14 protein-coding genes are annotated in these 14,603 nt (G+C 33.8%); 6 read left to right on the top strand and 8 right to left on the bottom strand.

Going from position 1 to position 14,603, the window contains the following annotated elements; all coding sequences use genetic code 11:
- Positions 1 to 303: 303 nt before the first annotated feature.
- From AC1DVP_RS15815 to AC1DVP_RS15800, 4 genes are all read left to right on the top strand, one after another.
- Complete coding sequence (locus AC1DVP_RS15815) at positions 304 to 1,053, top strand: hypothetical protein (RefSeq protein WP_477184456.1); 750 nt, start codon at positions 304 to 306, stop codon at positions 1,051 to 1,053.
- A 180-nt stretch (positions 1,054 to 1,233) separates the two neighbouring features.
- Positions 1,234 to 2,115, top strand: a complete 882-nt coding sequence (locus tag AC1DVP_RS15810) for an AraC family transcriptional regulator (protein WP_477184455.1) — start codon at positions 1,234 to 1,236, stop codon at positions 2,113 to 2,115.
- 65 nt (positions 2,116 to 2,180) lie between these two features.
- Positions 2,181 to 2,951, top strand: coding sequence for an SDR family oxidoreductase (locus AC1DVP_RS15805; RefSeq protein ID WP_477184454.1), 771 nt, complete (start codon positions 2,181 to 2,183; stop codon positions 2,949 to 2,951).
- Between the two features lie 282 nt (positions 2,952 to 3,233).
- The gene (locus AC1DVP_RS15800) at positions 3,234 to 3,590 is read left to right on the top strand and encodes a bleomycin resistance protein (protein ID WP_477184453.1); all 357 of its coding nucleotides are present in this window, start codon (positions 3,234 to 3,236) and stop codon (positions 3,588 to 3,590) included.
- Between the two features lie 195 nt (positions 3,591 to 3,785).
- Here AC1DVP_RS15800 and AC1DVP_RS15795 read toward each other — a convergent pair whose 3' ends face one another.
- The 6 genes from AC1DVP_RS15795 to AC1DVP_RS15770 form a co-directional block, all read right to left on the bottom strand.
- Complete coding sequence (locus tag AC1DVP_RS15795; RefSeq protein WP_477184452.1) at positions 3,786 to 4,424, bottom strand: hypothetical protein; 639 nt, start codon at positions 4,422 to 4,424, stop codon at positions 3,786 to 3,788.
- A gap of 173 nt (positions 4,425 to 4,597) precedes the next feature.
- Entirely contained in the window at positions 4,598 to 7,774 is a 3,177-nt protein-coding gene (locus AC1DVP_RS15790) for an efflux RND transporter permease subunit (protein ID WP_477184451.1), read from the bottom strand.
- Between the two features lie 90 nt (positions 7,775 to 7,864).
- Positions 7,865 to 8,926, bottom strand: coding sequence for an efflux RND transporter periplasmic adaptor subunit (locus tag AC1DVP_RS15785; protein ID WP_477184450.1), 1,062 nt, complete (start codon positions 8,924 to 8,926; stop codon positions 7,865 to 7,867).
- A 1-nt stretch (position 8,927) separates the two neighbouring features.
- Entirely contained in the window at positions 8,928 to 10,265 is a 1,338-nt protein-coding gene (locus AC1DVP_RS15780) for a TolC family protein (RefSeq protein WP_477184449.1), read from the bottom strand.
- A 6-nt stretch (positions 10,266 to 10,271) separates the two neighbouring features.
- A complete protein-coding gene (locus AC1DVP_RS15775) occupies positions 10,272 to 10,868 on the bottom strand; it encodes a TetR/AcrR family transcriptional regulator (protein WP_477184448.1) in 597 nt (198 codons plus the stop codon).
- A 96-nt stretch (positions 10,869 to 10,964) separates the two neighbouring features.
- Positions 10,965 to 11,486: a YceI family protein gene (locus tag AC1DVP_RS15770; protein WP_477184447.1), complete on the bottom strand. Its 522-nt coding sequence runs from the start codon at positions 11,484 to 11,486 to the stop codon at positions 10,965 to 10,967.
- A 289-nt stretch (positions 11,487 to 11,775) separates the two neighbouring features.
- On the opposite strand from AC1DVP_RS15770, the gene AC1DVP_RS15765 reads away from it, so the two are divergent.
- On the top strand, positions 11,776 to 12,750 hold the full coding sequence (locus AC1DVP_RS15765) for a polyprenyl synthetase family protein (RefSeq protein WP_477184446.1): 975 nt from the start codon (positions 11,776 to 11,778) through the stop codon (positions 12,748 to 12,750).
- A gap of 127 nt (positions 12,751 to 12,877) precedes the next feature.
- Positions 12,878 to 13,264 (top strand): hypothetical protein, encoded by a 387-nt coding sequence (locus AC1DVP_RS15760; RefSeq protein ID WP_477184445.1) that lies wholly within the window; start codon positions 12,878 to 12,880, stop codon positions 13,262 to 13,264.
- Positions 13,265 to 13,301: 37 nt separating this feature from the next.
- Here AC1DVP_RS15760 and AC1DVP_RS15755 read toward each other — a convergent pair whose 3' ends face one another.
- Both AC1DVP_RS15755 and AC1DVP_RS15750 read right to left on the bottom strand, forming a co-directional pair.
- Positions 13,302 to 13,634, bottom strand: coding sequence for a hypothetical protein (locus AC1DVP_RS15755; protein ID WP_477184444.1), 333 nt, complete (start codon positions 13,632 to 13,634; stop codon positions 13,302 to 13,304).
- 16 nt (positions 13,635 to 13,650) lie between these two features.
- Positions 13,651 to 14,553 carry an IS1595 family transposase gene (locus tag AC1DVP_RS15750; protein ID WP_477184443.1) on the bottom strand — a complete coding sequence of 301 codons (903 nt, stop codon included), beginning with the start codon at positions 14,551 to 14,553 and terminating at the stop codon, positions 13,651 to 13,653.
- Positions 14,554 to 14,603 lie beyond the last annotated feature (50 nt).

Raw genomic sequence — 14,603 nt, 5'->3', positions numbered from 1 at the left:
CTTGTCCGAAGATTGTAATTGAGAGTCAGAAGTACATATCAGGCTGTCCGCAGTATGTAACAGGGAGTCCGAAGCTCGTATCAGGGCATTGTTTTTTTGGGTAATGCCCTGTTTTGCTAGGCGGAGGATAAAAATGGCAAATATGAATGAAATTTACGCTTTGTAGGTTTGTAACTATTATTTTCTATATTTGAGAAACTAGGAAACAAAACAACTTTCGTCAATCTGCCCAAAAATTGGTGTATATGCAAAAGTTTGTTTCGCCTATATATTAGTTAGTGAGTATTTTGGAAAAACGAAAAAATGAAAAAACAATTAATATTTACATTCGCAGTTTTAAGTTTATTTACTCAATGTAAAAAAGGAACTTCAAAGGACTCAAAAATTGAGCAGATTTTTGCAGAGAATAATTATGATTTAGGTGGAACTTTAAAATTTGAATTATATTCTGATAGTAGCTATAATTTCACAAATATTACGAAAAGTCCAAATTATGAGAAAACCGAAAAGTTCAACGGATTTTGCCAAGTAAAAAATGACACTCTATATTTTAAACCATTTGAATTTGAATATACAAACAGTGAAAAAGCTGTAATTAAAAATAACTTTATTGAATTCATTAGCGGCAAAGGTCCTTTTAGAATTGAAATAAAAAAGAATTCTTTAAATACAAAAAACAAAATAGATTTTACAAAGTTTGACGATTATGCGATCTTTACATACATACCAGAAAGCCAAAATTCAGAATACAAGCCTTATGATATTAATCAGAAAGAACTTGAAGAAATAGACAAAATTTTGAGTAAATGTTTTGCTGAAAACAAATCTAAACTCAAAAATAAAAATGAATATGTAAAACAATGCGTAATCGTAACAAACACCAATAATGAAAAAGAAGCTTGGATAAATTGTTATTGCAAAAACAAATACGATAAATCAGGTTTTAAATACAACTTAATTCAAATGAACGATGGAGGAAAATGTAATATTTCAGTAAAAATAAACTTGACAAAAAAACAATATTCAGAATTAAGCATTGCGGGTTTAGCGTAGAAAAACACTCACAACAGCTACAACGGATTTGGGTAATAGGCTTAATTTAAAATTGGTTTTGTATATTGAAGATTTAGAAAATTCGTGAATAGCGCTCAATTTAATCGCAAACCCGCTATAGTCCCGGAACCTTAGCGGCCATTGTAACAGACGATATTACAACTATCAAACCAGACGGCAATGCAAGAAACAAAAGGACTACTTGACCAAATAAAACAACACGATAAACTTGCGATTAGAGTTAGCTCTAATTCAAATAATAATCTACCCGAAGAGGTTATGAAAATGCTGATTCAGCCTCATAGAAAAGCAAATTATTTTTTTGTTTTCATTGAAAATGGTTCATTAACTCATAAGGTTGACTTGAATGATTTGACAATTACTAATGGGCAATTGTTTTTTGTCTTGCCTAATCAAATTCATTCTGTACCTCCACAAAGGAAAAATGACATTGAATATTTCAAAATGAGTTTTGACCAAAACTGCTTGTCGTTGCTTCCAAAACAATTTTCTTTTTTAATCAATCCCTTACATTCACAAATCATTTCATTTGACAGTGATTCAAGACAACGAGTAAAAACACTTTTTGAAATACTCAACAAAATTTTGCATTCAGACAATGACCAAAAAGAAGCCGAAATTATTTTGGCTAATCTTAATTCACTTTTGACAGAGTTTAACAATGCATACTTTAAAAGTGTTGCAAAGGAAAAACCAGAAACAACCAAACTTTCAAAATACATTGAGTTTCAAATTGCAGTTGAAACTCATTTGACAGAGCAACATTCTATAAACACTATTGCCGACAACCTTTCTGTAACGACAAACAATCTTTATAACATTGTAAAAGCGTTTTCGGGGATTTCGCCAAAAGAATTTATCACAAACCGCTTGATGTTGGAGGCACAACGGAAACTTTTTTATTCCGAGACATCGGTAAAGGAATTGGCTTACGAATTAGGTTTTACCGACCCCGATTATTTTTCTAAGCTTTTCAAAAAGAACACTGGAAAAAGTGTTACACAGTTTGTAGAAAGCATTCAAGATTTGTCAGGCAATTAAAGCGAATAGTCCATCTCACTTGATTTTACTCCACCGACTTTTGCTGTTCATCAAAAAACACAAAAATGAATTCAAAGAATCATGAACACCTTAAAAATAATGTTAATAATGTGAATAAATCAGCATTAATAACAGGAGCAAACAAAAGCATCGGTTTTGAAACCGCTAAACAATTGGCAAAACTTGGGTACTTCGTTTACATCGGTAGCCGGGACAAAGTGAACGGGTTTGAGGCAATTGAAAAATTAAAAGCAATGGGCTTAACAAATGTCGACTGCATTCAACTGGATGTTACCGACATCAATTCAATAAAAGCCGCAAGGCAAGAGCTTGAAGCGAAAACTCAAAAACTAGATATACTAATTAATAATGCAGGCATAAGTGGCGGTTTCCCGCAACCAGCAACAAAGGTTACTATTGATACATTACGACTTGCATTTGAGACTAATTTTTTCGGTGTAGTTCAAGTAACGCAAGAGTTTATTGAGCTGCTAAAAAAATCAGACCAACCCAGAATTGTAAATGTTACCACCGAACTGTCTTCGTTGACAAATCACAGCGACCCAAATTGGATATTTGCACAATTCAAGCCTGCTGCTTATGGCCCATCAAAGACCGCGTTGAACGCATACACCGTGATGTTAGCGGTTGAGTTGAAAGACACAAATTTTAAGGTGAATTGTATATGCCCTGGGTTTACTGCTACAGACTTTAATAATCATCAGGGAACAAAAACAGTCGAACAAGGTGCAACGGCTATTGTAAAATATGCTACAATTGACAGTTCAGGTGCAACAGGCAAATTTTTTAATGAAGATGGAGGATTAGCTTGGTAATAAAGGGCTATTTGACGATAGAGAAAAACAACAAACCGTTAAGAAGACATATAATCGATGATGGGACTCCGTTTAAGTTTTAAATATTATCTTCGTTACAACGTTCTGTTAACAATTGGCTAATTGGAAGTTGGTTTTGTATTTGGGATGATTCGCAAATCCAAAAATAAGATTCAATTCAGCCCCAAAACCGCTGTAGTCCCAGAACGTTGTTTGGGAAAACTATGAGTTAGAAATTGATTAAATAGCCCAAAAAAGACTTAATTTTAAAATAAAAAAAGTATGTTGACAAACGTAAATCCAAAATTGCCAATGCGGAACAAGACCGCAACAAAAGATTTTTATATAAACAAGTTAGGATTTCAGAACGTTGGAAGTTCTGACTATGATGGTTATTTAATGGTTGAAAAAGACAGCATAGAAATCCACTTTTTTGAGTTTAAAGAAATCGAAGCTAAGGAAAACTATTCGGGGGTCTATATCCGAACTGACAACATTGATGAGTTGTACCAATCATTGCTAGACAATAAAATAAGCATACACCCAAATGGAGCATTAGAGACAAAACCTTGGGGACAAAAAGAATTTGCCTTGCTTGATCCAGATAATAATCTATTGACTTTCGGACAGAGTATGTAATCACTATTGGCTAATTGCCTAACGTTTTTCTAGTGACCACAAAGATTTTCAATGAAAGCTATAACAACTCTCTTTCTTGAAATTTGGAATAAATACCCAATAAAAAAAGGACTTTCAAAAATCTTGAAAGCCCTTTTTTATATAATGAAATTTAAGGTGACGGAAACAAAAAACCTTCATAATTAGCAGTCATTACTATTCTGTTTTTTCTGATTTCATTTTATGCTTATTAATTAAATATAAGGATACAAATTCTTCTGCGTTAAATTTTCTGTTAACAAATCGCCATAAAGAAAAGAAAAATAACAAAATAGAAATAACTAAAATAGGCGTACAATAGAAGTAATAGCAAGCAGTGACAATGCAGACAATAGTAAAACTTCTGAAAAAGTTGGAGTCCGCCTCTAGTCGCTGTGTAATTGCCATCAATTGAGGGTCATTTTGTGAAATCAGGATATTGATCCAATCATAAAATTTAATATCCTCATGATAGCTTTCTTCTTTAAAGCATTCGTTCTTAATTTTTTTTGCTTGTTCAATTAATGCTAAGCCTCTTGCTTTTTTCATTTTAAATATTTTTCTAAGCAAGCCTTTTTCATCGTAAAATTGGGTAATCATCCATTCATTCAGGCTTTTTTGCCACAAACCAGAGAAAGCATATAGTATGTGCCCGACGATATAGGAACTTATGGCATAGTAAATCCATGTTATGTCAGAAAAATTATAATATTGAATTGTATTGATAGTAACAATGTATACCACACAAAAACCAGGAAGAAGCACTGAGAAAAATTCAACTAAACCAATAAAGAAATCGGAAGGTTTGTAATTCATAGAATATGTTGTTAGAGGTTAAGTGTTATGTAAATATTGCGAATTATTTGTCCATGCTGTTGTTAAAGAGGATATTCCATTTTCAAATATACTCATTCCATTCCTACAAAAAAACAAGAAACCGCCAAAAATCAGATTTCTGGCGGTTTCTCTATCACAATTAAATTCAGGTATTATACCGTATGCTTCGGGTTAAAACCGTCTTCACTTAATTCTTTATGATCATAATCGGCAACCATTTCGGCTTCGTAATCTATTTTTTCTTCTTTAGAGAATTTATAGATTATTTTCTCCATGATTTCATAGATTACAGGAACAATGATTAAGGTTAGGAATAATGACGAAATTAATCCTCCAATAATTACCCAAGCCAAACCGTTTTTCCATTCGGCTCCAGCTCCAGAAGCTAATGCAATTGGGAACATACCAAAAACCATCGCAATTGTCGTCATCAAGATCGGACGCAAACGAGCGTGGTTAGCTTGAATTAATGCAGTTCTGATTGATTCACCAGCTGCTCTTCGCTGGTTGGTGTAATCCACAAGCATAATCGCATTTTTACACACCAGACCAATTAACATAATGATACCTAAAATGGTAAATATATTCAACGTATTATTTGTTAATGCCAAGGCTAGCATCGCTCCAATAAACGAAAGCGGAATAGCAAACAATACTACAAACGGGTGAACAAAACTGTCATACAAACCTACCATTACTAGATAAACTAAGATAATAGCGGCTAATAAAGCGATTCCTAAAGTACCAAAACCTTCGCTTTGATTTTCCTGGTCACCTCCCCAAATATAGTTCACGCCAACTGGTTTTTTTAGCTTGTCTAATTTTGCCTGCCATTGCGTTACAATTGTACCAGTTGGAACCCCAACGTTTTGACCTTGTACTGTTACCGAAGCCGATTTGTCACGACGTTCCAATTGGCTTGGGCCAGAACCTTCGGTAATAGCTGCAAATTGAGACAATTTAATCTGCTGTCCTGCACTGTTAACGAAAATCAGATTACTCACATCGGTAATGTTCTTTCTGTCAAATGCATTGTACTTGATGTTGATGTCATACTCGTATTCACCAGCTCTAAACTTTCCGTCAGTGTTTCCGCTATAAGCAGTTTGCATAGTCATACCAACAGTTTGCAGCGTTAGTCCTAATGCTGCCATTTTATCACGGTCAACTTGTATGTTTATTTCAGGATTTCCGTCTTCAACGGTTAATTTGATTTCCGTTGTTCCCGGAATGCTTCTTAATTCAGCTTCAGCTAATTTGGCAAAAGCCATAGCCGCTTCTGTAGAAGGTCCTGTTACAATCAGTCCAAGTTTTGCATTTTCTGCAGTACCCAAAATACCAACAGGAACAGTTTTTACTTTGGCTCCAACTAAAACTTTTTCTAATTTACGTTTGATTTTTGCCGCATATACTGAAGCATCATCGGAACGTTCTGACTGGTCAATCATTTTTACATCAATCTCTGCTTTATACGCTGTAGCTTGTGAGCCTCCCAAACCTTCAGAAGTTTGACCTACTGTAGTAATTTGGCTTCCTACATATTTTTCATTTTTCAAAAAAGCTTCCGCCTTTTGAGTCATAAAGTTGGATTGTTCCAATGAGGCATCTTTCGGCATTTCGATTTGAACTAAGAACTCACCGCTATCAGAAGAGGCAAAGAATTCTCCGCCAATAAAACCGCCGCCTATTAATCCGATAGTTGAACCAAAAAACAAGACTAAGACAACTAGAATGGTTTTGATATAATGATCCAGACACCAGTTCAATAATCCGGTAACCCAGTTTGTAAAACGAGTTAAAAGGCTTTCGAATCCAAGAATAGTTTTTCCAAATATATTTTTACCTTCAATATGTTCCAATTTTCCAAAACGGGAAGACAGCCATRGAATAATCGTAAATGAAGCCAATAATGACAATAACGTAGATATAATTACGGTAACACAGAATTGTGTAATAATGTTTGATACCAATCCAGAACTCATTGCAATTGGTAAAAATACCACCACAATTACCAAAGTAATAGAAGTTACAGTTCCTCCAATTTCGGCAGTACCATCATAAGAGGCGCGGATACGGCTTTTTCCCATTTCCATATGCCTGTAAATATTCTCCAATACCACAATTGCATCATCGACCAGAATACCAACTACAAGGGAAAGTCCTAATAAACTCATTAAGTTTAGGGTATAACCCAAAAGATAAATTCCGATAAAAGTGGCAATTAACGAAGCCGGAATCGAAACCATTACGATCAGCGAGTTACGAATGCTGTGCAGGAAGAACAACATTACAAAAGCCACCAAGATTACTGCAATCAATAAATCGTGTATTACAGAATCTGCTGCTTCAAGCGTATAGTCGGTACTGTCTTTTGCTATTTTTAAAGCTAGCTGTGATGTTTTATAATCGTTTTCCAATTTAGTGATAGTGCTTTTTAAATCAGCACTTACAGCAACAGCATTCGCATCCGATTGTTTGATTACTTGTAAAATAATCGCGCTTTTCTGATCTATTCTTGATATTTTTTCTGCAATTTTTTGAGTATCCTGAACATCAGCGATATCATTTAAACGAACTTCAATTCCGTTTTTAGAAGATACTACTAAGTTTCTTAATTCATCTACACTTTTGTATTTACCAGCTAAACGAATTAATATTTTTTGATTTCTGGTCTGAATGTTACCTGTTGGGAAATCCAGATTCGAAGTCAAAATAATTTGTTGCACTTGCGGAATCGAAAGTCCGTAACCCTGCATTTTTACAGCATCTAGATTTACTTGGATTTCACGTTCCTGACCACCAATAATATTTACCTGAGCAACACCCTGCACACGAGATAAGACTGGTGCAATTTTTTTATCAATTAAATCATAAAAAGTAGCCTCGTCCATTTTTCCGTTGGCACCAATAGTCATAATTGGTAAATCGCTCAAGGAGAATTTGGTTAAAGCAGGAGTTTCGGCATCATCCGGCAAGTCGCTCACCAGCGCATTGATTTTACGCTGCGCATCATTCATCGAAATGTCAATTTTTGCATTTGATGTCAATGTAACCGATACAATAGATAAACTTTCGTATGATTTAGAGTCGATTTTTTTGATGTTTTCTAAAGAAGCAATTCCGTCTTCAATCTTTTTGGTTACGGTGTTTTCTATCTCACTCGGAGAAGCTCCAGGATAAATAGTGGAAATCGTAATTACATTCTGCTCGAATTTAGGAATCAATTCATAGCCCAATTGGCTATAGCTGAACAGTCCTCCAAGAGTTAGAATCGTAAAGAGAACGATAACCAACGAAGGACGTTTTATGGATATTTCTGCTAATTTCATATATGTTTTTTTGAAGTAAAAGTGTGAATTATCAAATAAGGGAATGCTTTAACTTTCGCCCTTTAGATTTTCGACTTTATGACTTATTCGTTATTTGATAATTTCTACAGCGTTACCATCTTGTAAGTTGATTTGGCCAGTTACAATTACAGTATCACCATCAGATAATCCGTTAATTATTTCAACTTGGTCACCTAATATTCTGCCCGCTGTTACTTTTTTCAGTTTAGCGATTCCATTTTCAACTACAAAAATCTGATTGCTGCTCACACTTCCTACGAAAGCATTTCTAGGAACCACTTTTAATTCTTGTTTTTGTTTAGTTCCAAAGTTGGCTGTTCCGTACATACCTGCTTTAATAGCGCTGGCGTTGTTTGTGATTTCAATTTCAACGGGGAAATTTAAGCTTTCATCTGCTTTTGGAGCGATAAAAATAATTTTACCAGTGACAGATTTGTCAGGAAAAACACTTGAAGTTACAGGTACAGTATTTCCAATTTTCAGACCAGCTACTTGGCTTTCGTTTACGCTGACTTTTAATTTTAATTTTGAAACATCCACAATGTCAAACATTTGTGTTGGTGGCATTCCTGCCAGAATGGTTCCTGGTTCAATGAATCTTTTGTTAATGAATCCTTTGATAGGCGCTTTTACTTTAGTGTCACCTACGTTGATGTTGGCTTGAGTTAAGTTTGCCTGCGCATTTGTTAATTGCAGTTTTGCCTGATCCAATTGCTGTTTAGTAACGCCGCCAGTTTGATATGCGTTTTCGTATCTTGCGTAATCGCTTTTAGCATTGTCGTAAGCAGCTTTTGCAGTATTTGCATTTACATTAATTACGTCGCTTCTCACAATTACCAATGTTTGTCCAACATTCACATAATCTCCTTCATCAACCAAAACTTTAATTACTTTTCCTGATTTTTCAGCAGAGAAAGTCAGTTCTTGCGTAGGGGCGAAGTTTCCGTTAGCTACAAAGTCTAATGCAATATTTTCTGTTTTTACTTGCGCTGTTTTTACAGAAACGGCTGCGTTTTTTTCGGCAACAATATCTGTTTTAGCTTTGTTTTCCGCTTTGTTTTTAGATAAAACATAACTAATTACTCCTAAGGAAGCAACTATAGCGATTATTGTAAGTATTGTCTTTTTCATTTTAGTTATTTATTAGTGTTTTAAGTTGTCCTTTTGATTTGATTAATGCTACTTCAGCTATTTTATAATTTAAGATTGCTCTGGTATAATTGTTTTGTGCTTCGAGTGATGCATTTTGCGCGTCCAATAAATCGGTTAATGAAGCTAATCCTTGAAGATAATTGTTCTTAGTATTTTTCAGGATCTCTTCGGCCAATCGCATGTTTTCTTTTTGATTGGTGATTGTTACATAGTTGTTTTCAATCTGAGCTTTTGCATTTCTGTAATCCAAATCAAGTGAAAGCTGTGTATTTTTGATGTCTTCCTGAAGCGATCTGATGTCCACATCGGCTTGTCTTACTCTGGCACGGGTTCCAAAACCATTAAAAATTGGGATTTTTAAGTTTAGTCCGATTGCTGAGTAATCAGACCAGTATACTCCTTTGTCAGGTTTTGCAAACCAAGGCATTTCTGGTCCTTGTCCTAAATAATTATATCCTGCTACTAATGAGAGTGTTGGGTAATATTCTGCTTTAACAGCTGTTTTTTGAAATTCTAATAATTCCTCTTGTTTTTTCAAAAGAAGATATTCGGTTCTGTTGGCCGTATTAGGAGTTTCCGCAAATAATTCCGGGGTTATTTCAAATTCAGTCTGCGGGATATCAAATTTAGTTTCAATCGGCATTCCCATGTAGAATTTTAATGCGTTTTCCTGAAGTTCTATTTGATTTTTAACCTGTTGGCGTTCTGTGTCAATGTTTGACATTTTCACGATAATACGGTCTAAGTCTGTTTTTTTTGCTAATCCATTGTCAAATTGGCCTTTTACGATATTGCGGACTTTTGAAGTATTAACATAATTGCTGTCTAATAAAATTAATTTTTCACGCTGCACATATACAGAGTAATAATTGTTGGCAACTCTTTCAATAACTTGTTCTTCTGTTAATTGATTGTTGATTTTGTAAAATTCACGAGTAGAATTTGCTGCTCTCAATCCAGTGAAAACGGATTGGTCAAAAATTGCCTGATTTAACGAAATTCCGGCTCCTGAAGTCCATTTTTGTCCAAATGAAGCTTGAATCGTAGTTCCAGGTGCGCCAAAAGCGGAACCGTCAATTACATTGGTTTGTAAAATAGGATTATAGGTTAAACTTCCATTTGCCGTGATTTGAGGTAAGGCTCTAGAACGGATTTCTTGAATTTTGTATTCGCTGTTTTCTATTTCTAACCTTGATTTTCTAGCCTCGGCTTTATTTTCCAACGCATAGGTTATGGCGTCTTTTAAGGTTAAAACTTTTACTTGTGCATTGGAAGTCAAACCAACTGTACACAAAAGTATGAGAATTGTTTTTTTCATTTAGGTTTATATATTAACGTTTTGTAATTGTTTTTCCAGCTCGATGATTCCCTCTGGTGTTGCCATGGCTCTGGTATGATATTCTAAAGCTTCTAATTCTAATTTTTTTGCTTCATTTTCAGAGCGAGTATTTTCATTGATGCTAAAAACCAAATAGTAATAGAATTTGATATAAGCTTCTACATTCAAATTATTACGATATAGTTTTTGTTCAATTCCTTTTTCAATATTTTGTCTAAAACAAAATTCACATTCATCAATTTGAAATTTTAAGGCATTTTTATAAATCTCAGGATAATGTTTTTTTAATTGGAAGATTGGAGAAGTATCAGAAGATTTAAATAGCTCGGCAAACATGMGTCTGATTTCAAAATTTTCTTCAATTGCATTGTAGTTTTTCGAAATTGCATCATCTATAAGTTGATGAACTTCTTTGTGAATTAAATGGACGCTCTCTTCAACCAGTATTTCTTTGTTGCAAAAATATTTGTAAATTGTTTTTTTAGAAATACACATTTCGCCTGCGATGTCATCCATGGTAATGCTTTTAAAACCTAGTTTTAAAAACATTTCGCCTGCTTTTGCTATAATTTTTTCTTTCATTTTTATGGTAACTTATTGTAATTAAAACTTAAAATTTATTGATACAGTAAAAGTTAGTTATTAAATGAGTTTTGGTTTTTTAAGAGCTGGTTATTCTTAATGGGTAAATTCTAAATTGGCAATTAGCTTAATGTCTTTACTTATCGGCACACTTTTGTTTTGTCTAAGCACATTGTAATTAAGACCAAAATCTTTGCGGTTGATGTTTCCAGTAATTTCAAAAGAAGCTTTTTGAACACCATTGTAATTGTTGAATCCTATAAACTCGGTATCGAATTCGACCGCTTTTGTTATGTTTTTGATGGTCAAAAAACCTTTCAAAAAATTAATGTTCTTGTTTATTTTTTCAAAAGATGTTGATTTAAATTTTATCAAAGGCGCCTCATCTTTATCAAAGAGATCAGTGAATTTAGCTTCTTTGTTTTTTTCAGTTGAGGTATTTTTTTTATCATTTACATTCAATGAGAATTCTATTGAAGCATCTTCAACTTCATTATTTTGTATGGCAACATGCCCTTTTAAATTGTTTTTGTTTCCAGGCAAGTAGCCTATTAGAGAATGTCTAGATTTTATGATAACGTCTGATTCATTAGAATCAATAGCCCATGCATTTTCCATAATAATTAATTTTAAGTAGTAGTATTTCCTGATGTTTGGTTTTTTAATTTTTTAAAATATATTTTGGAAACTTTAGATACCGATAAAGTTTCTTGTGTTTTGCAAATGTAAGAAGGAAACTTTAAAAACCAACAAAGTTTCCGATGTTTTTTTTCAATGTATATCATAAGAAAAAACTATAGTTCCATTTTTGCAGTAATTTAGAACCCAATAATTCACATTTGAATTGTATCTTTGAGCCTTATATATTCTAAAAAAAAGCTCCAAAGAGTAAACTAGATCACATTTTATGCACGCGATTCATCAGTATCAAGAATTTTTTATTACTTATTTAGAAAATCAAAAAATAAATAAAGACCCAAAGAGTCTATATGAACCGATAGATTATATATTGAGTTTAGGAGGAAAGAGAATGAGACCTGTATTGACTTTGCTGTCAGCAGAAATATTTGATGCCGATTATAAAAATGCACTTCCCGCGGCTATGGCTGTTGAAGTTTTTCATAATTTTTCGCTGGTGCATGATGATATTATGGATAATGCTCCTTTAAGAAGGGGAAAACATACTGTTCATGAAAAATGGAATATCAATACTGGAATCCTTTCTGGTGATGCAATGCTGATTTTAGCTTACCAATATTTTGAGCAATACGAGCCAATCGTCTTTAGAGATTTGGCAAAACTGTTTAGCAAAACAGCTATCGAAGTTTGTGAAGGACAGCAATGGGACGTAGACTTTGAAACCCGTACCGATGTTACGATTCAGGAATATCTAAAAATGATTGAATATAAAACGGCAGTTTTGGTTGCCGCTGCCATGAAAATGGGAGCAATTATTGCTAATACCTCTGTTGAGAATGCTAATTTGATTTATGATTTCGGACTCAATTTAGGATTGGCTTTCCAGTTGCAGGATGATTTTTTAGACGCTTTTGGCGACCCCGAAACTTTTGGAAAACAAGTTGGCGGAGATATTATCGAAAATAAAAAAACGTATTTGTATTTGAAAGCTTTAGAATTTTCAACTCCTGAAAGAGCTTCAGAATTAGAAAAATTATTCAGTTTGCATCTAGAAGACAATTCAGAAAAAATAGAAACCGTAAAAGCTGTTTTTAACAGATCCGGAGCGTCAAAGGCTACGCAGGATGCAATTGAAATGTATACTTTTAAAGCTTTTGAAACTTTAGAAAGAATTACAATTTCGGAAGAAAAAAAGAATATTCTAAAAACTTTTGGAGAAAACCTGATGGGCAGAAAAGTATAGCGCAATTTCAAAATTCAATATCAATAACAATTTAGAAAATTGAATTTGCCATTGTCATAGCCATGAATATTGCCATTGAGTTTTATCGTTGATATTGGATTTTGCCATTGATATTGAATTTGAAAATATGTTTATAGCACCAAAAAATACCGAGTCATTACTTGTTGAAGCTCAAGCTGAAACATTGTACCTGAAATTAATCGAGCAAATCAATAAGGATTTCAATTTGGCCAATGAAGGAGTTGATTTTCCGCTGAGCATTTTGCCCGAAGAATTAAAAATAGAATTGCATGAAAAAATATACAGGCTCATCCAATATAAATTTGCCGAATATTTAAATCTGCTTTATATTATTGATGTTTCGGAAGACCAAATCAAAAAATTGGATGGCACTGATTTAGTAATTCTTGCCGAACAGGTTTCTTTTTTAATCTTAAAAAGAGAATGGCAGAAGGTGTGGTTCAGGAATCATTATTCCTCCCCCAGCCCCTCCGAAGGAGGGGAGTTAAGATAGTCTCCTCCTCCCCTCCTTCGGAGGGGCTGGGGGAGGATCAAAAATATGCTCTCACAAAAGGCATAACAGCATCGCTATATACATTATCATTTTCGTTAAACAATACATTATAGGCTAGTCCCACGGTTACATTTCCAGTTCTATAACCTGCCCCAAGAAACAAAGCCGTATTCCAAAAATTGTCGGTATAACCGCTATACCCGTTATACGTTTCGTAATGATTAATGACATAGGATTCATTCAGGTTTATGGAAAGCTGAATCTCGGGAATCGGGTTGATGTAAGTCAAGAAACTCACGCCGTAAATTCCGGAATCATAATATCCTTTGGAAGAAACATAACTTGCCTGAAGGCCAATACCCGTCGCCAAATATTGATTTATTGAGTTATATATTTAGTTTCTGTGTTATTTGATTTTGATAAATAGGCATTGCTATAATCATTCTTTCAACAGTCTTGTGAAATATGGTTTCTTTGAAAATAGATCTATTAATTCTAAATGTAAATTCATCAAAATAGGATTGAATATGTTTTTTGCTAACATGAGTTGGAACCGTTCTTATCCAAGATTTTATTTGATGAATAACAATGTGCATCTCTTTAAAATTCTTTCCGCTTTTACTTTCTTTTTGTTCAATATTGTATTTTGCTTTTAATGGAGAATAACCTCTCCATTTGTCGGTAAATATTTTAGCACTCGTACTAATATGCTCTTCAAAAATTGGGGTTAGTGATTTTGCAGAGTAATCATCAATTGCTTTTACATACACCCGTTTAATTTTGTTCTTATCAGTCAATTCAACAGCTATGACTGCTTTTGTCTTTTTTGTATCATAACTTCTGCCTTGCTTGCCATCTTCTTTTCCTCCAACTACAAATTCATCAACATGAACTATTTCTGACAAAGGATATTTCTGACTGCTTTTCATTGCAACTCGAACTTTTTGCATAAAAAACCAAGCGGTTGTTTGACTAATCCCATATCGCTTCCCAATTTGAACACTAGATAGACTCTTACTGCTTGTGGTCATTTCAAAAACTATTAAAAATGCTTTTTGCAGACCAAACTTTACTTTATGAAAAAGCGTGTTTGCAGTAGCGCTTTCTACATGATTACAAGAATAACAATGATAATTAAAACCCGATTTTTCGCATCCTTTTTCTGAGTTGCATTTAGTGCATTTAAAACCATCCATCCATTTAATTTTACTCAAATAAGCTTTACAAGCATCATCATTCGGGAATTCTTTTACTAGATTCAGTATGTTTTGCCCTTTAAATTTATCCATAAGTCAGTATTTAAAGGTACTAATTTACAGAAATTAAATTGATAACTCAA

The sequence above is a fragment of the Flavobacterium sp. P3_A6 genome, from assembly GCF_056403035.1.
The sequence above is the reverse complement of the archived record's forward strand: the minus strand, read 5'-3'. Positions and strand labels throughout refer to the sequence as shown.

Coding starts and splice junctions, on each gene's coding strand:
- AC1DVP_RS15800 (WP_477184453.1), top strand. CDS start 3,234: ATGTTGACAAACGTAAATCCAAAATTGCCAATGCGGAACAAGACCGCA.
- AC1DVP_RS15760 (WP_477184445.1), top strand. CDS start 12,878: ATGTTTATAGCACCAAAAAATACCGAGTCATTACTTGTTGAAGCTCAA.
- AC1DVP_RS15750 (WP_477184443.1), bottom strand. CDS start 14,553: ATGGATAAATTTAAAGGGCAAAACATACTGAATCTAGTAAAAGAATTC.
- AC1DVP_RS15765 (WP_477184446.1), top strand. CDS start 11,776: ATGCACGCGATTCATCAGTATCAAGAATTTTTTATTACTTATTTAGAA.
- AC1DVP_RS15780 (WP_477184449.1), bottom strand. CDS start 10,265: ATGAAAAAAACAATTCTCATACTTTTGTGTACAGTTGGTTTGACTTCC.
- AC1DVP_RS15795 (WP_477184452.1), bottom strand. CDS start 4,424: ATGAATTACAAACCTTCCGATTTCTTTATTGGTTTAGTTGAATTTTTC.
- AC1DVP_RS15770 (WP_477184447.1), bottom strand. CDS start 11,486: ATGGAAAATGCATGGGCTATTGATTCTAATGAATCAGACGTTATCATA.
- AC1DVP_RS15785 (WP_477184450.1), bottom strand. CDS start 8,926: ATGAAAAAGACAATACTTACAATAATCGCTATAGTTGCTTCCTTAGGA.
- AC1DVP_RS15810 (WP_477184455.1), top strand. CDS start 1,234: ATGCAAGAAACAAAAGGACTACTTGACCAAATAAAACAACACGATAAA.
- AC1DVP_RS15815 (WP_477184456.1), top strand. CDS start 304: ATGAAAAAACAATTAATATTTACATTCGCAGTTTTAAGTTTATTTACT.
- AC1DVP_RS15805 (WP_477184454.1), top strand. CDS start 2,181: ATGAATTCAAAGAATCATGAACACCTTAAAAATAATGTTAATAATGTG.